General features: G+C 66.6%; 21 protein-coding genes. 5 read left to right on the top strand and 16 right to left on the bottom strand.

The window, feature by feature from the left end; all coding sequences use genetic code 11:
• Window positions 1-30 precede the first annotated feature (30 nt).
• From ACWPM1_RS13305 to ACWPM1_RS13295, 3 genes are all read left to right on the top strand, one after another.
• Entirely contained in the window at window positions 31-354 is a 324-nt protein-coding gene (locus tag ACWPM1_RS13305; RefSeq protein ID WP_455695390.1) for an ArsR/SmtB family transcription factor, read from the top strand.
• Complete coding sequence (locus ACWPM1_RS13300) at window positions 351-875, top strand: SRPBCC family protein (RefSeq protein ID WP_455695389.1); 525 nt, start codon at window positions 351-353, stop codon at window positions 873-875. Before ACWPM1_RS13305 ends, ACWPM1_RS13300 begins: the two co-directional genes overlap by 4 nt.
• A 94-nt stretch (window positions 876-969) precedes the next feature.
• Window positions 970-2,832, top strand: a complete 1,863-nt coding sequence (locus ACWPM1_RS13295) for an ABC-F family ATP-binding cassette domain-containing protein (RefSeq protein ID WP_455695388.1) — start codon at window positions 970-972, stop codon at window positions 2,830-2,832.
• Between the two features lie 18 nt (window positions 2,833-2,850).
• Here ACWPM1_RS13295 and ACWPM1_RS13290 read toward each other — a convergent pair whose 3' ends face one another.
• From ACWPM1_RS13290 to ACWPM1_RS13255, 8 genes are all read right to left on the bottom strand, one after another.
• Window positions 2,851-4,059, bottom strand: a complete 1,209-nt coding sequence (locus ACWPM1_RS13290; RefSeq protein ID WP_455695387.1) for an MFS transporter — start codon at window positions 4,057-4,059, stop codon at window positions 2,851-2,853.
• Window positions 4,060-4,134: 75 nt separating this feature from the next.
• Entirely contained in the window at window positions 4,135-4,731 is a 597-nt protein-coding gene (locus ACWPM1_RS13285; RefSeq protein ID WP_455695386.1) for a 3,4-dihydroxy-2-butanone-4-phosphate synthase, read from the bottom strand.
• Between the two features lie 2 nt (window positions 4,732-4,733).
• The gene (locus ACWPM1_RS13280; protein ID WP_455695385.1) at window positions 4,734-5,303 is read right to left on the bottom strand and encodes an NADPH-dependent FMN reductase; all 570 of its coding nucleotides are present in this window, start codon (window positions 5,301-5,303) and stop codon (window positions 4,734-4,736) included.
• Entirely contained in the window at window positions 5,300-6,775 is a 1,476-nt protein-coding gene (locus ACWPM1_RS13275) for a glycerol-3-phosphate dehydrogenase (RefSeq protein WP_455695384.1), read from the bottom strand. The genes ACWPM1_RS13280 and ACWPM1_RS13275 overlap by 4 nt, the downstream gene beginning before the upstream one ends.
• Before the next feature lie 15 nt (window positions 6,776-6,790).
• Window positions 6,791-7,885: an LLM class flavin-dependent oxidoreductase gene (locus tag ACWPM1_RS13270; protein ID WP_455695383.1), complete on the bottom strand. Its 1,095-nt coding sequence runs from the start codon at window positions 7,883-7,885 to the stop codon at window positions 6,791-6,793.
• Complete coding sequence (locus tag ACWPM1_RS13265; protein WP_455695382.1) at window positions 7,882-8,796, bottom strand: aldo/keto reductase; 915 nt, start codon at window positions 8,794-8,796, stop codon at window positions 7,882-7,884. Before ACWPM1_RS13265 ends, ACWPM1_RS13270 begins: the two co-directional genes overlap by 4 nt.
• On the bottom strand, window positions 8,796-9,806 hold the full coding sequence (locus ACWPM1_RS13260) for a LacI family DNA-binding transcriptional regulator (protein WP_455695381.1): 1,011 nt from the start codon (window positions 9,804-9,806) through the stop codon (window positions 8,796-8,798). Before ACWPM1_RS13260 ends, ACWPM1_RS13265 begins: the two co-directional genes overlap by 1 nt.
• Complete coding sequence (locus ACWPM1_RS13255; protein WP_455695380.1) at window positions 9,803-11,803, bottom strand: alpha-glucosidase; 2,001 nt, start codon at window positions 11,801-11,803, stop codon at window positions 9,803-9,805. The genes ACWPM1_RS13260 and ACWPM1_RS13255 overlap by 4 nt, the downstream gene beginning before the upstream one ends.
• 132 nt (window positions 11,804-11,935) lie before the next feature.
• Between ACWPM1_RS13255 and ACWPM1_RS13250 the strand changes: the two genes are divergently transcribed.
• Window positions 11,936-14,251, top strand: a complete 2,316-nt coding sequence (locus ACWPM1_RS13250) for a TonB-dependent receptor (RefSeq protein ID WP_455695379.1) — start codon at window positions 11,936-11,938, stop codon at window positions 14,249-14,251.
• Window positions 14,252-14,328: 77 nt separating this feature from the next.
• On the opposite strand, the gene ACWPM1_RS13245 is transcribed toward ACWPM1_RS13250, so the two are convergent.
• Window positions 14,329-15,612 (bottom strand): MFS transporter, encoded by a 1,284-nt coding sequence (locus ACWPM1_RS13245; protein ID WP_455695378.1) that lies wholly within the window; start codon window positions 15,610-15,612, stop codon window positions 14,329-14,331.
• 77 nt (window positions 15,613-15,689) lie between these two features.
• Between ACWPM1_RS13245 and ACWPM1_RS13240 the strand changes: the two genes are divergently transcribed.
• Entirely contained in the window at window positions 15,690-16,811 is a 1,122-nt protein-coding gene (locus ACWPM1_RS13240; protein ID WP_455695377.1) for a YeiH family protein, read from the top strand.
• A gap of 217 nt (window positions 16,812-17,028) precedes the next feature.
• Here the strand turns inward: ACWPM1_RS13240 and ccoS are convergent, their stop codons facing one another.
• Genes ccoS through ccoO form a run of 7 tightly spaced genes read right to left on the bottom strand, consistent with a single transcriptional unit; the run spans window position 17,029 to window position 23,089 of the window.
• Window positions 17,029-17,172, bottom strand: a complete 144-nt coding sequence (gene ccoS / locus ACWPM1_RS13235) for a cbb3-type cytochrome oxidase assembly protein CcoS (RefSeq protein ID WP_455695376.1) — start codon at window positions 17,170-17,172, stop codon at window positions 17,029-17,031.
• Window positions 17,169-19,286 carry a heavy metal translocating P-type ATPase gene (locus ACWPM1_RS13230; protein WP_455695375.1) on the bottom strand — a complete coding sequence of 706 codons (2,118 nt, stop codon included), beginning with the start codon at window positions 19,284-19,286 and terminating at the stop codon, window positions 17,169-17,171. The genes ccoS and ACWPM1_RS13230 overlap by 4 nt, the downstream gene beginning before the upstream one ends.
• Window positions 19,283-19,726, bottom strand: coding sequence for a FixH family protein (locus tag ACWPM1_RS13225; protein ID WP_455695374.1), 444 nt, complete (start codon window positions 19,724-19,726; stop codon window positions 19,283-19,285). Before ACWPM1_RS13225 ends, ACWPM1_RS13230 begins: the two co-directional genes overlap by 4 nt.
• Complete coding sequence (gene ccoG / locus ACWPM1_RS13220; RefSeq protein WP_455695373.1) at window positions 19,723-21,264, bottom strand: cytochrome c oxidase accessory protein CcoG; 1,542 nt, start codon at window positions 21,262-21,264, stop codon at window positions 19,723-19,725. The genes ACWPM1_RS13225 and ccoG overlap by 4 nt, the downstream gene beginning before the upstream one ends.
• A complete protein-coding gene (gene ccoP, locus ACWPM1_RS13215) occupies window positions 21,251-22,165 on the bottom strand; it encodes a cytochrome-c oxidase, cbb3-type subunit III (RefSeq protein ID WP_455695372.1) in 915 nt (304 codons plus the stop codon). Before ccoP ends, ccoG begins: the two co-directional genes overlap by 14 nt.
• Window positions 22,155-22,328: a cbb3-type cytochrome c oxidase subunit 3 gene (locus ACWPM1_RS13210; RefSeq protein ID WP_455695371.1), complete on the bottom strand. Its 174-nt coding sequence runs from the start codon at window positions 22,326-22,328 to the stop codon at window positions 22,155-22,157. The genes ccoP and ACWPM1_RS13210 overlap by 11 nt, the downstream gene beginning before the upstream one ends.
• Window positions 22,325-23,089, bottom strand: a complete 765-nt coding sequence (ccoO, locus tag ACWPM1_RS13205; protein WP_455695370.1) for a cytochrome-c oxidase, cbb3-type subunit II — start codon at window positions 23,087-23,089, stop codon at window positions 22,325-22,327. Before ccoO ends, ACWPM1_RS13210 begins: the two co-directional genes overlap by 4 nt.
• Window position 23,090: the final 1 nt, after the last annotated feature.

Below are 23,090 nucleotides of genomic sequence, written 5' to 3'. Positions count from 1 at the left end.
CTCTCGAAGTCGAACCGGTTACTCAACCATATGGTTTACTATCATCTCGACAACACTTTTGCCGCTTTGGCAGATCCCACTAGGCGGGGGATGTTGGCCGCGCTCGTGCAAGGGGAGAGACCCGTCAGCGAACTCGCTGCGCCCTACCGGATGACTTTGGCCGGGGCCGCCAAGCATGTCGAGGTTCTTGCCCGCGCAGGCCTTATTGAGCGGCGCAAGGTGGGGCGGCGACAGATGTGCCGCCTCAACCCCGACCATTTGCGGCACGCCAGCGACTGGTTGCTGCAGTGGCAGCAATTCTGGACGACCCGTCTCGATGCTCTGGAAGCTGCTCTCAAGGAGGAACAGGCATGAACCGTCCGGATCTCATCACATCGGAGATGCTGCGCTTCGAACGCACGATTGACGCACCGATCGAGCGAGTGTGGCAACACCTGGTCGATCCGGAATTGCGTGCGCGATGGTTCATGGGTGGTCCGACCGATCTGCGCGTCGGGGGCATGATCGGCATGACCATGGCGCACGATAATCTCTCCGACGAGCCTGTGCCGATGCCAGAGCGTTACCAGGAGCACGTCGGCCAAAGCTGGCCGGAGCGCATTATTCGGGTGGAAGAGCCGCGCCTGCTTTCGTTCACGTGGGACGAGGGCGCCGCCGGAGAAGTCACTTTCGAGCTGTTCGACGTGGATGGTCGGAGGACCCGCCTGGTCCTGACCCACACCGGCCTGCGTGGGCGTGATGACGCGCGCGACTTCGGAGGCGGCTGGCACTCCCATTTGGCGGTGCTCCAGCGACGCGTCAGCGGCGAACCGGTCCCCGACTTCTGGGCACTCCATCGTAAGGCCGAGGAAATCATGGACAAGGCACTTGGCTGAAGCGGGCGTGTGAAACGGCCGATCTTGGCCGGCTTCCAAGCATTTAGACCATGTCATTGTTGCGCGCGCTTCGAGGCGCTAGGGGCGCGCGGCGATGATCTCGATCAACAACCTTACCGTCCGACTTGGCGGACGGACCATCCTGGACGGCGCGACAGCTGCGTTGCGGTCCGGCGCGCGGATCGGGCTGATCGGCCGAAACGGGGCGGGCAAGTCCACGCTGATGAAAGTCATCATCGGCGAACTTGAACCCGATAGCGGCGAGATCGATATGCCGCGCCGGGCGCATCTTGGCTACATCGCCCAGGAAGCGCCAAGCGGTGAAGCGACGCCCTTCGAAACGGTCTTGGCGGGCGACGTCGAGCGCACCCGATTGCTCGAAGAAGCCGACGGCTGCCTTGATGCGGATCTTCTCGGCGACATACACGACCGGTTGATCGCGATCGATGCCTACTCGGCGCCTTCGCGAGCGGCGATCATCCTCAACGGGTTGGGCTTCGACGAGGCGATGCAGTCGATGCCGCTCGACAGCTTCTCGGGCGGCTGGAAGATGCGCGTCGCCTTGGGTGCGCTGTTGTTCTCGGCACCTGACGTACTGTTGCTCGATGAGCCTTCCAACCACCTCGATCTCGAAGCGACGCTGTGGCTGGAGAGCTTCCTCAAGTCCTATCCAGGCACGCTGATCATGATCAGCCACGAGCGGGATCTGCTGAACAACGTCGCCAACGCGATCCTGCACCTTCAGGGCGGCAAGCTGACGCTCTATCCGGGGGGGTATGACGCGTTCGAAGCGCAGCGCGCGGAGCGGGCGGCCCAGTTGGCTGCCGCCAAGGCGGCGCAGGACGCCCAGCGCGCGAAGCTGCAGGATTATGTTGCCCGCAACAGCGCGCGCGCCTCGACCGCCAAACAGGCCCAGTCGCGCGCCAAGATGCTCGCCAAAATGCAGCCGATTGCCGCGCTGATGGAAGATCCCAGCCTGAGTTTCGACTTTCCGAGCCCAGACGAACTGAGACCGCCGCTCATCGTGCTGGATCATGCTGCGGTGGGTTACGGAACCACCCCGGTCCTGCAGAAGCTAAACCTGCGCCTCGATCCGGATGACAGGGTCGCCTTGCTCGGCCGCAACGGGAACGGCAAGACCACCCTCGCGCGCCTTCTGGCGGCACAGCTGGCGCCGATGGTCGGGGAGGTGCAGGCCTCCGGCCGGATGAAGGTCGGCTACTTCACCCAGTACCAGGTCGAGGAGCTGGCGTCAGACGCCACGCCTCTCGAGCACATGACCCGGGCGATGGAAGGCAAGACGCCTGCGGCGGTCAGAGCACAACTGGGACGGTTCGGGTTCGCCGGTGCCAAGGCGACGACGCAAGTGGCCAAGCTGTCGGGCGGAGAGCGCGCGCGGCTCGCGCTCGCTCTCATCACCCGCGACGCGCCCCACTTGCTCATCCTCGACGAGCCGACCAACCACCTCGACGTCGATGCCCGCGAAGCGCTGGTGCAGGCCCTTAATGCGTATGAGGGCGCGGTGATCCTGATCAGCCACGATCGCCACATGGTGGAACTGACCGCCGATCGCTTGATCCTGGTCGATGGCGGGACCGCGGTCGATTACGACGGCAGCATCGAAGATTACATCGACTTCGTGCTCGGGCGAAACCAGCCCAAGGAGAAACGTGCAGCGGGTGTCAAGAAAGATCGCCGCGCGGACGCCAAGGCGCGCGAGGAGGCACGGCTGGCGCGCAGTGCCGTAGCACAAGCGGAAGAGCGCATCGCCCGCCTTCAGTCCGAACTCGCGGCGCTCGATCAGGCCTTGATCGACCGCAGCTCCTGCCGGCCCGAACTCGCCAGCATGAGCCCCGGTGCGCTCGGCCAGCGTCGCTCGGCGGTACAGAAGGAGCTTGTCGAAGCGGAGAGGACCTGGCTCGCGGCCAGCGAAGATCTCGAACGACAAGTGGCCTGATCGCCAGGCAGCGAGGGTTCAGTGGCTTCGGGTCGGGAAGTCTCGCCCTCCGTACAAGCGCACGCCCAGCAACGACAACGCTGTGAGCGCGACGCAAGAAGCGATCACGTAGAGGGCCGTGCCCTCCCAGCCCATCGCGGCGAAAATCGCGGTGCCGGCGACACTGCCAATACTGCCGCCGATGAACATCATCACGATGTAGATCGTCGTGAGCCGGGTGCGCAGTTCGGGCTCGAGAGCGAGATAGGTCATGCGGGTGGTCACGTCGATCGCAGGCCCCACGATGTTACCGAGCAGGAGCGGGATCATCAGCAACCATAAGTTGTCGCCGAACGGCAGGAGCAGCGCGACGCCGGCCGTCTGGACTATCGAGAACATGACCCGCGCCTTGCGAGGTCCTACCCGGTCGGCGAGCCGACCCCAGTAGGGCGTCGTGATTACGCTGACCGCCGCGAAACCCGCAAGGTAGCCGACCACGTCGGTGCCGTAGCCCATCTCCGGGCCGGTCAGATGCAGGGCCAAGCCCAGCCAAAGGGCAATGAACTGCCCGAAGCCGATGCCTTGGATCGCTCCCGAGAGGACGATTTCGCGATGCGAGCGCATGAGCCCCAGAAGGGAGCCGATCAGCGCGCGATACGAAAGATCGCCGGCACTTCTCTCCCGCGATCCACTATCCATGATCGACGGCAAGACCAGGGCGATGGCGATCATCGCCCCGCTGGCGATCCAGTACACCGAGCGCCAGCCGAAATACTCCGCGACGATGCCGGCACCGACACGGGCCACCAGTATGCCGAAGATGACGCCCGCGGTAATAATCGCCGTTACATGCCCCAGCCGCTCCGGGGCGACCCGCTTCGATGCGTAGGCCGGAAGAAGGTATGGGGCGATGGTGAAGAACCCCAGCAACGTCGATCCGGCGGTGAAGACCGCGAAGCTCTGGGCCATCGTCATCGTCAGCAGTCCCACGCACTGACCCGCGGTAAAGGCGATCGTTAGAGTGCGATTGGAATAGCGGTCGCCGAGCGGAAGAAGCAGCAGAATGCCGAGCGCCACCGCAAACTGGTTCAGCGCGGGAACGAGCCCGATCCGCGCGGTGTCGACGCCGAAGTGATGTGCGACGTCGCCGATGATGGGGTGGATGTAATAGGCGTTGGCCGTCACCACCGCGGCCGCGACGGCCAGCAGATACTCGCGGGCCGGTGTCAGGCGATGCGGGGTGTCCATCGGTGTGCCCTTCATGCCTGGGGCGCCGCGGTCAAGAAGGTGACCGAGAAACAATCCGCTGGAAGCGGACGCCTCCTAGCTGGCGTTCAGCAAATCTCCGATGTCGGCCACCGGAATCCCGTGCTCGGCTATGAAGCCTGAGATATCGTCGATCCGGGCCATCTCTCCGTCGTCGCGCAAGATCGCGCAAATTACCGCAGCATCGCCAGCGCCGGCCCGGCGGCAAAGCTCGATCGCAGCTTCGGCGGCGGCCGGGCGCTCGGAGACGCCATTCCCGGCGGTGATCAGGGGGAAGACGTGACCGGGCGAAACGATATCGCTCGCGGTCGCGCCCTCGGCCACCGCGACGGCGATCGTATGCGCGCGATCGGCGGCCGAAATGCCGGTGGACACGCCGCTGGCGGCCTCGATCGAGCGGCCGTGCGGCCTGCCCGACTGGTTTTCGCGGCCGGGATTGATCAGCTCTATGCCCAGGCGGACCGCTCGCGCCGGCGTTACGGCCAGGCAGATGAGGCCGCGGCCATGGATTGCCATGAAGTTTATCGCCTCGGGGGTAACATGGCGAGCCGCAACGCAGAAGTCGATGTCGCCGCCCCGCAGCCGGTCGCCGGTGATGACGACCATTCCTCCGTTGGCGAGCGCGTCGAGTGCTGGCTGGATTGCATCGTTCATGGCTATTGCTCCCCCAGCGCCAGCGCGCAGGCGCCGCGGTAGGTCTGTTGTCCGACCAGCTCGATCTGCAGTCGGGCACGGTCTTCGAGGCATTCACCATCGGGCGAGAACAGCCCGTCGTAGACCTTCACGGTCGCTCCCATCGGGGTCGGCCATCCGCGGAGCGCGTGCACCACCGAACGCAAGGTCTGGAGCGTGCTCATCGTGGCCTGGTCGCCATAAGCGGTGGCGATGAGGCCGACCGCGCGCCCTTCGAGATAGGGGCGCTCGTCCTTCGCGAGATCCTCGAGGTAATCGAGTGCGTTCTTGACCAGTCCCGATATGCTCCCATGGTAGCCGGGGGCCGAGATGATTACGCCATCGGCCTTGCGCAGTGCCTCGACGAGTTCTGCGCCGTCCTCGATTCCGTGGCGTTCACCGCGGTAGTGGGGGAGCGCGTGGAGGTAGCGGCCGCCGAATACGTTCACTTCCGCTCCGGCCTCCTCCGCAACGGCGACGGCCAGGCGCATCGCCCGCTCGGTCGAGCTGTCGGGGTTCACGGTGCCGCCGATGCCGACGATACGGGTGGTCATTGCGGGCACTCCTGAACGAGAAAATCATCGAGCCGCTGCGCTTCTTCGGAGGAGAAACGCAGGCCCAGCTTGGTACGGCGCCACAGCACGTCATCCGCACTGCGCGCCCATTCGTGCTCGAATAGATACCTGACTTCGCGCTCGGCGAGGCCATGGCCGAAGTCTCGGCCGCAGCCGTCCCGGTCCATCACACCAGCGAATATCGAAAACGCTGTCGTGCCGTAGGACCGCACAAGGCGGCCGGCGTCTTCAGCGAGGAAGGGAAAGCGCCGGGTGAATTCGGACTTGAGCGCGGGGACCCCGTCGACCGCGAAGTCGCCCCCGGGCAGTGGCGCCCCTCCTGTCCAATCCTCACCCTGCAAAAACGGTAGGCGTGCGCCGAGCGCGTCGACCGCTTCCGCGGCCAGATGACGATAGGTGGTGATCTTGCCGCCGTACACCGAGAGCAGGGGCGCACCCTTCTCGGCTTCCGACAGGTCAAGATCGTAGCCCCGGGTCGCCGCCTCGGGCCGGCCCGAGCCGTCGTCTATGAGCGGGCGTACGCCGGAGTACGTCCACACCACATCGCCAGGGGTAACGGGGTGACGAAAGAACCGGCTCGCGCCCTCACACAAGTAGGCGATCTCTTCGGCGCTGGCCTTGATCGGGCCGCCGTGGTGATCGACGTCGGTAGTGCCGATCAGGGTGAAATCCTCTTCATAGGGGATCGCAAAGAAGATCCGCCCGTCGGGAAGCTGGAAGAAATACGCAAACGGGTGGTCGAACAGCTTGCGCACTACGATATGCGAGCCGCGGACCAGACGCATGGCCTTGTCGGGCTCGAGGCCGCTACCCGTCAATAGGTCGATCACGCCGGGGCCGGCCGCGTTGACCACTGCCCGCGCCCTGAAGCTTTCGCCGCCGGCATCGATCAGCCAGCCCTCGCCCTCACGGCGCATACAAGTGACGCGGCAGCGGGTACGCACCTCCGCGCCTCGGTTCGCGGCATCCCGCGCATTGAGCACGACCAGGCGGGCATCGTCGACCCAGCAGTCCGAATAGACGAACGCGGTGGCAAATTCGGGCTTCAGCGGCGCGCCCGCGGGATGGCTGCCGAGCGATACCGTCTCGGTCGCGGGCAGTCTTTTGCGGCCGCCGATGTGGTCGTAGAGAAACAGGCCCGCGCGGACGAGCCAGCGCGGCCGCAGGCCGGGGACGTGCGGCAATACGAAGCGCATCGGCCACGCGATGTGCGGCGCGATGCCCCACAGTCGCTCGCGTTCCGACAGGCTTTCGCGGACCAGGGCGAACTCGTAATGCTCGAGGTAGCGCAGGCCGCCGTGGATCAGCTTGGTCGAAGCGGAGGAGGTGCCGCTCGCCAGATCGCCCGCCTCGAGCAGCAGCACTTTCGCCCCGCGCCCCGCGGCGTCGCGGGCGATGCCGCAGCCGTTCACCCCGCCGCCGATCACCGCGATGTCGTAAAAAGGTGTCAATGAAGCGCTCGATTCCTAGTGGAACACCAGCGGACCATGCTGAATCTGCGGCAGAACATAGCGCGCGAACATGTCGCACTCGTTCATATGGGGATAGCCGGACAGGATGAACGCCTCGATCCCCTCGGCCTGGTAGGCGCGCAGCTTGGCGAGCACCTGGTCGGGGGTGCCGACGATCGCCGCGCCGCAGCCGGAGCGGGCGCGGCCGATTCCGGTCCACAGGTTCTCTTCGACGAAGCCGTCGCCGTCCGCCGCACCGCGCAGCTCGGCCTGCCGCTGGACGCCATAGTTCTTCGCATCGAGCGAGGCCTCGCGGATGGCGCGCCCCTTCTCGTCGTCGAGCTTCGAGAGGAGGCGGTCGGCGTAGGCCCGGGCCTCGTCCTCGGTCTCGCGCACGATCACGTGGACGCGGTAGCCGAACGTGAGCGTGCGACCGTACTTCGCGGCGCGGCTCGTCAGGTCGGCGATGTTCTCGCGGACCTTGTCGATCGTGTCGGGCCACATGAGGTAGACGTCGCACGCCTCCGCGGCGCATTCGCGCGCTTCGTGGCTCAGGCCGCCGAAATAGAATGGCGGGCACTTGCCGCTGATGGTCGTGATGCGCGGCGGATCGAGCTTGAGCTGGTAGTGCTCGCCTTGGTGGTCGATGCTCTCTCCGTTGAGGAGGGCGCGGACGATCTTCATCACCTCGGTCGCGCGCCCGTAGCGCGGGCCGCCCGGCATCGACTGCCCGGGCATGTCGGACGAGATCACGTTGACGTTGAGCCGCCCCGCCGTGCCGTCGGCGTTGGGGCCGAGGATGCGGTCGAGCGTGGCGATGCGGCGCGCGAGTTGCGGCGGCCAGTCCTCGCCGATGCGGGTGGCCCACAGCAGCTTCATCCGTTGGAGCATTGGCGCCAACGCCGCGGCGAACACCGTCGTATCGAGGCCGAGCTGGTAGCCGGAGGGCAGGAGGATGTTGTCGAACCCGCCCTCCTCGGCGCGCAGGACGATGTTACGGCAATGCTCCCAGCTCGACTGGAGCTGCGGATCGGGGACTCCGAGAAACTCGTAGTCGTCGTCGCACAGCGCGGAGAACCACGCGATCTCGCATTGCTGGGTCAGGGTCATGGCAACTTCTCTCCTCGCGCGGCGACGAACACCGCATACCAATCCTGCCGGGTCCAGCGCATCGCGAGCGCCTGCACGGCCTCGCCGATGCGGTCGGCGCTCTGCGAACCGACGATGGGAACGATGCCCGCCGGATGGGCCATCAGCCACCCATAGGCCGCGACGCTTCGGCTCACGCCTTGCTTCTCCGCCACCCGGTCGAGCTCGGCGGCGACCGCCTTGTCGCGCGCCGTTTCCGGAGCCAGCAGGCGGCCGCCGCCCAGCGGCGACCATGCGAGCGGCGTGAGGCCCAGGCGCATGGCTTGGTCCAGCTCGCCGTTCTCGAAACAATCGGTCCGCATCGGACTGATCTCAGGCTGGGTGGCCGCGATCGGCAGGCCGAGGAACTCCGCAAGCGCCTCGATCTGAAACACAGTGTAGTTCGACACCCCCAGCGCCCGGACCTTGCCCGCTGCAACCGCATCTTCGAGCGCGCGGGCGACTTCCTGCGGGTGGGCGAGGATGTCCGGCCGATGGACCTGCCAGAGATCGACCGTGTCGGCCCGCAGCCGCTCGAGCGAGGCATCGATCGCTTGCGTCAGGTAAGCGGCCGACTGGTCGTAGGGCAGCGGCGGGCGGATCCCGCCCTTGGTCGCGAGCACCATGCGCCCGCGCAAGGATGGGTCCTCGGCGAACACCTCGCCGAGCAGCGCCTCGGCGTCGCCGAACCCGTTCTCGCCATCGAAGCCGTAGATGTCCGCAGTGTCGAGCAGTGTGATGCCGGCATCGAGAGCGGCGTTGACCAGCCTGGCCGCATCGGCTGCGCGGCGCCCGCCTTCGGCGAGCCGCCACATGCCCCAGGCGATCGGCGACACCTCGATCCCGCTTTTCCCAAGCATCCGGCTTGCAGGCGGTGCGGGCAGTTGGCTCATTACGGTCTCCTGGCGGGGGGCGCGACGGACGCGCGCTCGACAAGTTGATGAGGCAGGCGGCGATGGTTGATCTCGCCTCCGGCGATGAGGATTTCGGCGGCGGTGCGCGCCAGTTCGGCCATCGGCTGATGGATCGTCGTGAGCGGCGGCCAAACCGTCCGCGCCAGCGTGGTGTCGTCGAACCCGCCCACCGAGAGCGCGCTCGGCACGTCGATACCGCGGCTGTGCGCCTCGGCGAGGACGCCCGCCGCCATGTCGTCGTTCGAAGCAAAGATCGCGGTCGGTGGCTCGGGCAGGCTCAGCAGTGCGGCGGCGGCGCGAACCCCGCTGTCGAAGTCGAATTCGCCGTCGATCACCAAGGCGGGCTCGAAGGCGATGCCTGCCCGCTCGAGCGCTTTGCGGTAGCCGTACAGCCGCTCTTCGCTGGCCATGTGGCTCGGGTGGCCCTTGACGAAGCCGATCCTGCGATGGCCGTAGTTCACTAGGTGCGTCGTCATGTCGTCGCCTGCCTGGGCGTCGTCCATGAACACCGAACTGGTCAGCGCGTGGTTGGTCCCGGGCGAAATCCGCACGAAGGGAATGTCGAGCGTGTCGAGCACCGCGAGCACCGCGGCGCAATCGGTCACCGGGGAAGAGAGGATTATCCCGTCGACATGGGTCTCCGAGATCAGTCCGCGCACTTCGGCGCCCACCGCCGGATCGTCCACGTCGACCGGCTGCGCAAGCAGGCGAATGCCCTTCGCGTGGCAATAGTCCCAGCAGCCCTTCTGGATCTGGAAGGTGTAATAGGGGCTGTGGTTGTCGTAGATCAGCGCCACCTGGTTCGACTTGGCGCCGGACAGGATGCGGGCGGCGACGCTGGGGCGGAAGTCGAGATCGGCCATGGCGGCTTCGACGCGTTTCCGGGTCGCCTCGCTGACATACGGATGCCCGTTGAGCACGCGGCTAACGGTCTTGACCGCTACCCCCGCGCGCGCAGCCACGTCGCGAATGTTCGACCGGCTGCTCATCGCGCGAGCGCTTCGGGGAGGCGGGCGAAATGCCGGGCGAAGACGCTGTCCGGCCGGTAGAATACGGGCGGGCGGCCGATCGGCGCCGCGACGGTATGCACGCCGGGCGCGAACACCTCGGCCGACCAGAGATGCGTCCATGGCTCGGCGCCCGGCAGGATCACCCTGCGCTCGCTTGCACCTTCCTCGATCACCGGGGCGACGACCATGTCGGGCCCGTAGAGATACTGGTCCTGGACCGCAAACGATGCGGCGTCGTCCGGATATTCGAGGAATAGGGGGCGCTGGAGCGGCAGGCCGGTCGCGGCGGCTTCGTCGCTCAATGCGCGGACATAGGGCGCGAGCGCCGCGTGGACCCGGCTCCAGCGGGCGAAGCACGCCAGCAGTTCGGGCGTGCTGTCGTACTGCAGGTTTTCGTCGGGCCGATTGCCTTCGTGGCTGCGCATGACGGGCGCGAAAGCGGCCAGCTCGCACCACCGCAACATCAGTTCCTCGGTGCGAACGTTGCCCAGCAGCGAGGTATAGCCGCCGCAGTCGGAGTGGCTGTAGGCGTTGCCCACCAGTCCCGCCGAAAGCGCGGCGGTGATAACCGTGCCGATGCCGTCGTGGCGGCTGAAATCGACGCACTGGTCGCCCGCCCACAGCAGCGGGCAATGTGACTGCACCCCGGAAAATCCGGCACGCATGAAGAACACCGCGTCCCCGGTCTTGCCGCGGCTCGCGAGCGCCATTGCGTTGACCTCCGCCCAGAGCACCGGCCAGCGGTTGTGCATTTCCATCGGATCGCTGCCGTCGGCAAGCCGTAGGTTGGTGGGGAGGTATTCCCCGAAGTCGGCCATCCAGCCCATGATCCCGCGGTCGAGCATTTCGCGCCCGAGGACGCGCTCGGCGAACCAGGCCTTCGTTTCCTCGCGGGTGAAATCCACCACCGCGCAATCGAACTCGCCGAAATCGACGAGGTATGGCTCGTCGCTGTCGATCTTCCGGCAGAAATGCCCACCGGCCAGCGCCTCGGCATAGAGATCGGCATCGACCGACAAGTAGGGGTTGGCATAGGCCATGAACTGGATGCTGCGGTCCGCCAAGCAGGCGATGTGCGCCTTGAGATCGGGGTAGCGCGCGGCGCTGCGCGCGCCGACCTGCCAGTCCCAGAACAGCCGGCGGCCGAAGCTGGTCTCGCGAATGCCGGCCCAGTCCTCGCACCACAGTCCCGAGACCGCGGCGCCGGCTTCGATGAAGCGTTCGAGCCGTTCGAAGCTCGACGCACCCGACTTTAGGCCGACGATCGCTCCTTCGATGGCCCAGTCCGGTAGCGGCGGCTGGCGGCCGAAGCGATCGGAGAGCTGACCGACCAGGTCCTTGGGACCGCCGGCTGCGAACAGTTCGAAGCGGGCCGAATTGGTCCAGGCCTCGACCGCGTGGGCCGCCGGATCGGTGAAATCGAGCGCGCTGTAGCAACTGGCATCGAGATGGACGCCGAGCCATCGCGAGGTGAGAAAGGTGGGCTGCGGATAATTGGTGTTCCAATAGTCGCCGCCCGCCATCCCGGCTTCATCCATCGCGCGGGTCAGCTCGGTCGACTTGTCGCGGCCGACGCCCGGCTCGCTGGTCCACATCGGAAAGCGGCGCCCGTTGAGCGCGAGGTAGCTCATTTGCTCCCCGCCGCCCCACACGACCTCCCCGGGTTCGGCATGGAAACGGATATAGATGCGATCGACCGACGGGTCGCTCGCCCAAACGGTCAGCGTGGTGCCGCTCCAGGCGAGTTCCGCTCCGGCGAACGATACGCCGCCGGCGCTGGCGGTCCATTCGGCAAGGTCGCAGCGATCGCTCGGCGAATCCTCGATGCGGAAATTGCCTCGCACCATCGCCACTTGGGGATGCCCCCGGGCAATGGCCAGCGCAGGACAGTCCGGGCTGTGGCGAAGCACCACCCGGCCGCCCAGTCGCAGCTGGAACCCATCGCCATCGGCCTCGAAGATCAGGTTTTCGGGCAAGCTCTCCCCCCGGCACGACTGTTCGAACGAACTCGCGTCGCCCGCTTGCCGCAGCAGTATGACACCGCTTGACATAACCGGGCGTCCGGCGCATTTCAAGCGTAACAAAGGGTGAATTCAGGGAGAGGTTTCATGAACCGTATGGGTTTCCGCGCGCGTGCGCTCGCGCTTTCGGGCAGCATGATCGCGCTCGCGGCAGCATCGCCGGCTTTCGCTCAGGACAATCCGGCTTCCGAGGAAGCGATCGCCCCTGGAGAGATCGTCGTCACCGCCCAGAAGCGCAGCGAGCGACTGCAGGACGTGCCGATCGCGGTTACCGCGATCTCGGGCGCGAAGCTGGAGGAGCAGGGCGGGATCAATCTCGAAACCGCGCAGACCATCATCCCTACGCTCAACATCCAGAAGTCGGGCACCACGCTCAACCAGTCGCTCTACATGCGCGGCGTGGGCACCGCGACATTCTCCATCGCCGCCGAACCGAGCGTCTCCACGGTCGTCGACGGCGTCGTGTACGCCCGCGCCGGCGAAGCCTTCTCCGACCTGATCGATATCGAGCGGCTCGAAGTGCTGCGCGGCCCGCAGGGCACCCTGTTCGGCAAGAACGCCAGCGCGGGCGCGATCAACATCGTCACCAAGCGGCCGGGCTACGAGGTGGGCGGAACGGTAGAGGCCAGCTATTTCAGCGAGGACGAGTTCAGGGGCAAGGTCGCGATCGACCTGCCGATTGCCGAGGGGGTCCGCAGCCGCTGGACCGGGTTCTACGGCGAATACGACGGCAACATCCGCAACGTCGCGGTCAACCGGACGGTCAACGGATACAAGCACTACGGCTTTCGCGGGATAGTCGAGGCGGACCTTTCGCCCACCACCACCCTGACCGTCATTGGCGATTGGCGCACGGCGGACGACGATTGCTGCGCCCAGCTGATCGGCACGACCGGGACCGGCCTTGCCTTCTCCGTCCTGCCGACCCCGCTCGACGAAGAGTCGCGCACCGTGAACCAGAACCTGGTCACGAGCACCGAGGAAACCGCCTGGGGGCTCTCGGCCCAGCTGGACACCGAGATCGGCTCGCACTCGCTGACCTCGATCACCGCCTACCGTGATTGGGAGAACACCGAGATCCGCGACGGCGACTGGCTGCCGCAGGCGTACATCGGGCTGAACCAGTTGCACGATGAAGGCCCTCAGCAGGCGAAGACCTTCAGCCAGGAACTGCGGCTCGCGTCGCCCACCGGGCAGACGGTCGAGTACCTGCTGGGTGCCTATTACTCCAACGCCCAGAACGACCGCGTGTTCACTCGCCGGAGCATCGTCTGCAGCGCCGCGGCCGCTCCGGCGCCCGCGACCATAACGCCGTGCACCAGCCCGCTCGCCGCGCCTTCGCGCACGCCGGTCGGTAGCACCGCGCACGGAGCCGAGTTCAACAACTTCGCGCTGTTCGGCAATGCGACGGTCAATCTTACCGAGGCGGTTCGCCTGATCGGCGGCCTGCGCTACACGGTCGACAAGCTGTCCGTTTACCTCACGCGCACGGTCAGCGGGCTCGACACGAATGCGGCGGGCGCCCCTGTCGCGACCGGCGGCATCAACCCCGCGTTCGGGCCGTTCACCAGCAAGATCAAGACCGAGAACCTGTCGGGCCGCGCCGGCGTCCAGACGGATATCAGCGACGCCGTGATGGGCTATGCGACCTACACCCGGGGCTACAAGGGGCCGGGCTACAACATCTTCTTCAACCTCGGCGCGACCGGTACCGCTCCCGTGGACGCGGAAACCTCCGACGCCTTCGAGATCGGGTTGAAAAACACGCTGCTCGATGGTCGTGCGACGCTCAACATCGCTGCCTTCTACACCAAGTTCGACAACTTCCAGGCGAACAACCCCGACCTCGCCGGCGGGGTCGTGGTCAGCCGCTTCACCAACGCGGGCAAGGTCTCGACCCGAGGCGTCGAGCTCGACTTCAACTTCGTGCCCTTCCAAGGGCTCACGGTCTCCGGCGGAGGGGCGTACACCGACGCCAAGGTCGACGAGTTCCGCGCGGTGCCCGGTGCCAATCCCGCCGACATCATCCCCCCCGGCACGCCGCTGCTGTTCGCGCCGAAGTGGAAAGGCACGCTCGGCGTCGATTATCGCGGCGCGGTGTCGGACGGGCTCGACCTGTTCCTCGGCAGCCAGATTTCCGGACAGACCAAGCAGCTTTCGATCTTCTCGCCGAACGCCGCGTTGCGCGCTCTCGGGACAATCGAGGGATATTCCCTTGTCAATCTGTCGGCCGGTGTCGGCGACAGCGACGATCGCTGGAAGATCCTGTTCCAGGTCCGCAACGTGTTCGACAAGGCGTATGTCGCGCACAAGGAAAGCGGCGGGCCAGGCGGCAGCATTCGCTACCAGATCCCCCGGGATGCCGATCGCTACTGGGGCGTGACCGGCCGGTTCAACTTCTGACACCGGTAATCACGTCGGACTAATCGGGCCGCGGGACGATCATCCCGCGGCCCTTTTGCCGAGTGGCCCGCGCGAACCTAGACCGTCTCGTCCTCGGCGACGATCCGCGGCACGAGGAAGTGAATCCACGCCAGTGCAGCGAGGTAGGCGACTGCAGCTGCCATGAACAGCGGGGCGTAGCCGATTCCCGAGGTCAGCAGTGCGCCAGTCGCCTCCTGGATGCCGAAACCGGCCACATTGCCCGCGATCGCGCCGATGGCCATCACAGTCGCCACGCGGCGCGCCGGAATCGCATCCGCGGCAAACCCAAAGATGTTGGTGGCGAAGCCTTGGTGCGCGAACAGGCCGAGGCCGATGATCACCGCCGCGGTCCACGCGCTGTTGACCGTGAGCGCCAGCGGGATGGGCAGGATGACCAGTGCGTAGAGTAGCATCCCGGTCTTGCGCGCCGAATCCACCGAGCGGCCCCGGCCCAGCAGGATGCCGAACAGCTTGCCCGCGGTGAGCGCGCCCACCGCCGCCATAGCGAAGGCCAGCGCGGTCGGTCCGACCAGCTCCGACTGCGACAGCTTGAAGACCTTGTGGAACAGGTCGGGCAACCAGAAGGTGAAGAACCACCAGAACATGTCAGTCATCGCCTTCGCGCCGGCGATCGCCCAGGTCTTGCGGTCGGACAGCGCCTCGCCGTAGGACGAGCGCACGGGCGCGCCCTCGGCGAGCGCGGCTCGGGGAAGCGGGCGCAGCTTGCGCACCCCCCAGATCCAGGCGCCGAGCCAAATGAAGCCGAGCAGGCCAGTAACGATGAAGGCTGCTTTCCACCCATAGATGACGGCGAACGGCACCACCGTCAGCGGGGCGAGAATATTGCCGATGTTTGGCGCGGTGTTGACGATGCCCAAGGCCATCGTGCGCTGCTTGATCGGCAGGAATTCGGCCGATGCCTTGACCGCGGCAGGTGTGTTGACGGCCTCGAACGCTACCAGCGCGACGCGCGCGGTCACAAACTGCGAGACGGTGGCGGCAACTGCGTGCGCCATGCCCGCGACCGACCAGAACGCGACAGCCGCTCCATAGACGAGCTTCACCCCGAACCGGTCGATGATCCATCCGACGAACAGCAGGGCGGCGGCGGCGGCGAGCTGGCTGGCGGACGCGAAATGCGCAAATTCGGCATCACCCCAGCCATACTCGGCCGAGATCGTCGGCTTGAGAAGCGAGAGAACCTGCCGATCGACATAATTGATGATCGTGCCGAAGAAGAGCAGGGCAATCAGCCAAGTTCGCGTCCGTGCTATCGCCCGGTCGTCCGCCGCGCCAATCGCTCGCGAAGGGACGTCGGTCGACTTATCCCGGTCGCTCATCACGCCCTCTCCCAGCGCATCTATGCAGCGCGTCTCGCTTGCACGATAGTCATTCCCGGGCGTAAGGGAAGGACAATATGACACCGCCGGACAACGGGGGCCCGAAAGGGCGGATAGACTGGGACGCGCTGCCCTATGGCGGCGACCTGTTCGGGGAAATCTATCTCGCGGAAACCGCCCCGTCCGAGCCGTCCGAGCGAGGGCCCCGGAAGCCCTTGTCGCGCTTCTTTCCGGGCCTCGCGGTGGTTGCGGTGGCCGCCGGCACGGCCGCCTGGCTTGCCGAGCACTACGGGTTCCCGATCATCCTCCTGGGCCTGCTCATCGGCCTCGCTCTCAACTTCGTTGCGCGCGAGGACGCGACCCATCCCGGACTCGATCTGGCCAGCCGCTCTTGCCTGCGCTGGGGCATCGTCGCGCTCGGCTTCCAGGTGACGCTTGCGCAGGTGCTGGGGCTGGGCCCTTGGCCGTTCGCGGCTCTTATCGCGATCATGCTCGTCGCCTTCTTCGCCGGTGTCGGCGGCGCCGCGATTTCCGGCCAATCCCGCTATGCGGGTATTCTGGCGGGCGGAGCGACAGCGATCTGCGGAGCGAGCGCGGCGCTGGCGCTCTATGGGGTGATCGGCCGCGACCGGCTGAGCCAGGCGCAGTTCGCGCTGACCCTTGTCGGGGTCAGCCTGGCGAGCGCGCTGGCGATGTCCCTCTATCCGGCGATCGCCGGGGAAATGGCGCTGACCGACAGCCAGGCCGGGTTCCTGATCGGGGCGTCGATCCACGACGTGGCGCAGGCGATCGGCGGCGGCTTCACTTATTCCGACGCGGCCGGAGCGGAAGCGACGATCATCAAGCTTTCCCGTGTCGCGCTGTTGGGCCCGGCGATGATCCTTGTCGCCCTGTGGATCGGCAGCTCGGAAGTCGACGCCCGCCGGCCGCTGTGGAGGCGAATTACCCTGCCGTGGTTCATTGTCGGCTTCGTCGCACTGGTCGGGGTGAACAGCACCGGCGTAGTGCCGCTGGATGTCAGGGAAGCAATGATGACCGCCTCCAAGGCTCTGCTGCTGTTTGCGGTGATCGCGACCGCGATGCGCTCGGACATGACGCTGATCATGCGGCTCGGGTGGCGGGCAGCCACTCCGGTGATCTGCGCTACGCTGGCGAGCTTCCTCGCCGCCGTGGTGGCCTTGCGGCTGGGAGCCGCCTAGCGGGCAAGCAGCCGGCCGCGCCGTCGGACGGCGGACCTGAAACGCCGCGGTGACACACGGCGATAAGGATCGAATGCAATAGCGATACTACGAGCGTAAAAGGTCGCCTCGCGCGAAATGACGATGCTTCGTCAATGGGTGGGCATAGGGGTGCGCTGGAATGCCGCGTGGGCGGGGTCATGCGCCCGATCAATTTTGCCGGTCCCAGTGCCGGGGTTCAGTCGTCGTCCTCGACGATGATTCGCGCGGCGGCGCCTTCGAGATCGTCGAACTGGTGGTCGCGCAGCGCCCAAAAAAATCCGATCAGACCGACCAGGCCGAGCGTGAGCGCGACCGGTATGAGGAATAGCAGGCCGTTCACGGGACGGCTCGCGCGAGACGGAGCGAGTTGGCGATCACGATCAGCGAGCTCGCCGACATTGCCGCTGCCGCGATCAAGGGTGTGACCAGTCCGGCAACGGCCAGCGGCACTGCTAGCAGGTTGTACCCAATGGCGAGGGCGAAATTCTGGCGGACGATACGCAGCGTGGCACGAGCGACATCGAGCGCCTTCGGGACCGCGAGGAAGGACTCCTGCACGAACACGAAGTCGGCCGCCTGAAGGCCCACTTCGCTGGCGCTTCCCGGAGCCATCGACACGGTCGCCGCGGCGAGGGCGGGGCCATCGTTCAGCCCGTCGCCGACCATGAGCACGCGATGCCCGGCCGCGCGTAAGCGGCCGATGACCGCTTGCTTGTCGGCGGGCGAGGCGCCCGCCTCGAACGGAAGCCCGGCCTCACGCGCGACCTGAGCGACCGCGGCTGCGTTGTCGCCGGAAAGAATCGCGCCAGTGACACCGCTTCGCTCGAGCCGGCCGAGCGCCAGCGCGACGTCCGGGCGGAGACGATCGGCGAACGGGATCAGCCACGAGGGCTCGCCCGCGATTTCCACCGACACCGCGGTCGCCTGCGCGCGGTCGGGACGGCGGAGCGACACCGCGCGCGCGCGCCACCGGGCGAACACCCCCTCGCCCGGCCGCTCGGTCACCTCGGTGAGGTGCGCCCCGCCGACGCGGGGGGTAAGCGCCGCCGCAAGACTTCGCGAAAGCGGATGGCGACTGTGACTGGCGAGAGCCAAGGCGACCGAAGCGACGTCCGCGGGCATCAGGGCGATCACGACAGGGTCGGCAACTGGCTTTCCGGCGGTGAGCGTTCCCGTCTTGTCGAACAGGGCCCGGTCAATCGAAGCGAGCCGCTCGAGAGCCGAGCCGTCCTTCACCATGATCCCGGCGCGCATCAGCGATCCGCTGGCGACCACTTGCGCAACCGGGACTGCCAATCCCAACGCGCAAGGGCAGGTGATGATCAGCACGGCGACGCCGATCACGAGCGCTTGGTAGAGGCTCGCGCCCGCTATCAGCCAGCCGACCACCGTGACCGCGGCGATGGTATGGACTGCCGGTGCGTAGAGACGCGCCGCCCGGTCGGCGATACGGACGTAACGGCTGCGTTCCTGATTGCTCGCTTCCATGAGCCGGGCGATCTCGGCGAGCGCGGTGCTCTCGCCCACCTTGCTAACCCGCACATCGATGGGATTGTCGAGGTTGAGCGTGCCAGCCAGGACCGCGTCGCCCTCATGCGCCACAACGGGCGCGCTTTCGCCGGTCAGCAGCGATTGGTCGAAACGAGTGGTGCCGGCGATAATCGCGCCATCGGCGGCGAGCCGGTCGCCCGCGGCGACGCGCATCGTCATGCCCGGCCGCAAATCTTCCGAAGTAAGCCAGGCGATCGACCCGTCGGCGCCCATGACCGTCGCGCCCGGCGCGGCCTGGCTCAGCAAGGCGTCGACGCCCCGTCGCGCGCGATCGCGCATCATCGCATCGAGCACGCGGCCGGCGAGAAGGAACGTCAGCAGCATCAGCGCGCCGTCGAACCAGGCATCGCGCCCGCCGGTCATCGTCTCGTAGAAGCTGAGGCCGGTGGCGATCAGGACGCCGATGGAAATCGGCACGTCCATGTTGGTCTGCTTGCGGCGCAAGGCGCGCCACGCCGAGGTGAAGAACGGGCGCCCGGAATAGGCGATGGCGGGTATCGCGATCAGCGCGCTCAGGAGGTGGAACAGCTCGCGGGTAGACCCTTCGGCGCCCGACCACACGCTGACCGACAGGAGCATCACGTTCATGGCCGCGAAGCCCGCGACCGCGAGCGGCGCGAGCAGGGGCTTGGCGGCGGAGGCTTCCTTCACCAGCGCGGCCCTGCGCGGCTGGGCATCGAATCCGACCGACGCGAGCGCTTCGATCAGATCGGGCGGCGAAAGCGTGGTGTCGTGCTCGACGGTAACCATGCGCGCGGAGAGGTTCACGCGCGCCGAGCGGACCCCCGGCACGTCGCCAAGCCCGCGCTCGACTTTGCCCATGCACCCGGCGCAGTGCATGCCGGGGACCGCCAGGGTGGTGCTGGAGCCCGCGGACAAAAGCGACTTCGATAGCGCGTTCACGACAGCGGAATCTCGCTGCGCCAGCGGTAGCCTTCGCCAATGGCGGAAACTCGTACAGTCCAGCGATCAGCCGGCAGGCTCTCGACCGATCGCAGACCCGACTTGCCAGCGACGAACGTCAGGCGGCGGCTCGGCAATCGGCCCAGTGGGTGCCGCGCCTCGCCGGTTATCACGGCTGACGTTGGTGGACCGTCGAGCACGAGAACCACCCGTCCGTCGCTTCCTCGCCGCGCCTCGGCGGACCAGCCGAGCGCCTTTTCCGCCGCCGCCTCGTCGAGCCACCGGTTGAACTTCTGGCTCGCGACATAGGAATTTTCCACCGTTACCCCGCCGAACGTCGTGATCGCGAAGCGCGCCATTGTCAGGTTGACCGCGATCACCACCGCGAAGAAGGCCACCATGATCGCGGTCATGTGCCACCCTGTGAAGCGCCGGGTCATTGGTCGGCTCCCGGCGCGGCAAATCGCACCGTGCTCGTGTCGCTTTCCGGATTCGCGCCGGCCGATCGTGCCGAGAGCTCGAAATCCTGAGCCGGTGTTCCTTCCGGTGCGACCACGTAGACCCGCACCGGCTTCGTCTCATCGGCGGGCACCATTACATCGAACGCACGGCCGGCTTCGGAGCTGTTCATGGTATCGGTCCACATGAGGCCACCGGACAGGCCGCCGATCGTGATCCGCATGGTCCGCGGGCGGCTTTGCATGTTGCGCAGCTTCACCGTGTAGGAGTTGCGCAAGGAACCGTCGCTCATCAGCATGAAGGGCGGGTTGCGGTCGGCAGCGACCGAGATGTCGAGATGGCTTCGTGTGCCGAGCGCGAACAGCAGGCCGGCGCCGATCGCCCCCCAGATGCCGAGGTACACCAGCGTGCGCGGGTGCAGCAGCGAGCGCCAGACCGGGCGCGGCTCCTCACCGGCGGCTTCGCGGCGGCAGTCCTCCAGGGTAGCGTAATCGATCAGACCGCGAGGGCGGCCGACCTCCCGCATCACCCGATCGCAAGCGTCGATGCAGAGCGCGCAGGTGATGCAGCCGATCTGCGGCCCCTCGCGGATGTCGATCCCGGTAGGGCAAACCTGCACGCACATCGTGCAGTCGATGCAATCGCCGAGGGTGACGGGGCTCGCCTGCGCCTTCTTGACGCTGCCGCGCGGCTCGCCGCGCCAGTCCTTGTAGGTCACGACGAGGGATTTTTCGTCCAGCATCGCGCTCTGAATGCGCGGCCACGGGCACATGTAGATGCACACCTGCTCGCGCATGAATCCCCCAAGCACGAATGTGGTGAGAGTCAGGATAGCGACGGTGGCATAGGCGACCGGGGCCGCTTCCCCGCGCCAGAAGTCGTGCACGAGCGTCGGAGCGTCGGCGAAGTACATGATCCAGGCCCCGCCGGTCCAGAAGCTGATCGCGAGGTAGATCGACCATTTGAAGGCCCGCCGCGCGATCTTCTCACGCGTCCACGGCGCCGCGTCGAGCCGCACCCGCGCGTTGCGATCCCCGTCGACGAAGCGATCGACGTGCTGGAACAGGTCGGTCCAGACGGTCTGGGGGCACGCATAGCCGCACCAGGCGCGGCCGACGGCACTGGTGACCACGAACAGGCCGATGCCGGCCATGATCAGCAGTCCGGCGACAAAGTAGAACTCCTGCGGCCAGATCTCGATGCTGAACATGTAGAAGCGGCGGTGTGCCAGATCGATCAGCACCGCTTGATCGGGTGCGTACGGCCCGCGATCCCAGCGGATCCAGGGGGTGGCGTAGTAGATCGCCAGCGTGATCCCCATCATCAGCCACTTGAAGCGGCGGAAGGGGCCGTCGATGCGCTTGTTGTGAACCGTCCGGTGCTTTTCGTACAGCTCCGGGGAGCCCTGCTCCTTGCCCGTCCGCCGCGCGAAATCGCGCGGTGTGGCGACGTTTGCGCTCAGGATCCGGTCGGTCTCGCTTTTCGGCGGCTCCGCGACGGCAGCTTCAGGGTTTGGCATCGGCTGCCGCCAACGGCTTTGCCGCGACCTTCACGAAGTCTTCGCCGCCGCCGCGCGAGTGCACGAACGCCGCGAGCATCTTGATGGTCACGGGATCGAGGCGATTGGACCACGAGGGCATCACGCCCTGGCGGGGATTAGCGATCTGGCGTTCGATGGCTTCCTTGCTGCCGCCGTAGAGCCAGATGGCATCGGCAAGGTTGGGCGAGCCGAACTCCCGCATGCCCTTGCCGGTCGGGCCGTGGCAGCTGGCGCAGTTGGTCTCGAAAAGCATGGCGCCCGCGGCGGTCGCCTGGCCCTTGCCGCTGAACGACAGAATATGCTCCGTGACCGACGAAATCTCGGCGCTCGTCAGCAGAGCGTCGCGGCCAAACGCCGGCATCATGCTCATGCGAGTACGGTCTTCGCCGGGCTGGCGAATGCCATGTTCGATGGTGGTATGGATCGCCTTCAGGTCACCGCCCCAGAGCCAGTCGTCGTCGTTCAGATTGGGGTAGAGCCCTTCGATACCGGCGGCCGCGCTGCCGTGGCACTGCACGCAGTTGACCTTGAACGCGGCCGCGCCGCCGGCCACCGCGTGGCTCATCAGGGCGCTGTTATCCGCAAGCCTTTCGACAGGGATGCGGGCCAGCTGCTGCCGGATCGCAGTGCGGCCTTGCTCGCTGGCGCTTACTTCCTGGGCCAGCTGTCCGCGGCTGGTCCACCCCAGCGACCCTTCCGTGCCTTGCTGCAACAGCGGCACGGCGGGGTAGAGCACGACGTAGACCAGCGACCACGCGATCGTCAGGTAGAAGGTCCACAGCCACCAGCGGGGCAGCGGGGTGTCGAGTTCCTCGATACCGTCCCATTCATGGCCGACGGTCTCGGTACCGGTCGGCTGATCGACGCGCTTACCGGCCATCGGTTTCGTCCTTGAAGATCAGGTTGGCCGCCTCGTGATTGCGACTTTTCGCGCCGCTCCGGAAGGGCCACAGGCCCAGCACGAGGAACACCGCGACCATGGCCAAAAGGCCCCAGCTATCGGCGAGGTGACGGAGGAATTCGTAAGTCGAGTGCGCGTTCATCGGCCCTTCTCCTGGGCCAGCTCTTCCTGAGCGGCGGCGGAGCCAACATCGACGAGGGTGCCGAGCATTTGAAGATACGCCACGAGCGCATCCATCTCGGTCACGACGGCAGGATCGCCGTCGAAGTCGCGCTGCTGCGCTTTGGGATAGCGCTCCGCAAGCGTCCCGGCGTCTGCATTCGGATCGGCTTGCGCTATGAGGTCTTTCGCGGCCTCGGCCACATCGCGATCGGTGTAAGGGACGCCCACCCGCCGCAGCGCCACGAGGTTCGCCGCAGGGTCGGCGACTTCCAGCGGGGTCTCGGTCAGGAAGCTGTACTGCGGCATCACGCTTTCGGGCACCACGCTCTGGGGGTTCCTCAGGTGCTGGACGTGCCATTCGTCCGAGTAGCGGCCACCCACCCGGGCGAGGTCCGGCCCCGTGCGCTTCGAGCCCCACTGGAACGGGTGATCGTACATGCTCTCGGCCGCGAGGCTGTAGTGACCGTAGCGCTCCACCTCGTCGCGGAATGGGCGGATCATCTGGCTGTGGCAGGTGTAGCACCCCTCCCGCACGTAGATGTCGCGCCCGGCCTGCTCGAGAGGGGTGTAGGGGCGCATGCCGTCGACCTTTTCGATGGTGTTATCGATCCAGAACAGCGGCGCGATTTCCACGATGCCGCCGATGGCGACGGTGATGAAAGCGCCGACCGCCAACAGGGTCACGTTGCGTTCCAGGCGCTTGTGGCCATTCACGGCCGCTTCGACGTTGGAAGTGCTCATC

Source organism: Tsuneonella sp. HG249, assembly GCF_053819205.1.
The sequence above is the reverse complement of the archived record's forward strand: the minus strand, read 5'-3'. Positions and strand labels throughout refer to the sequence as shown.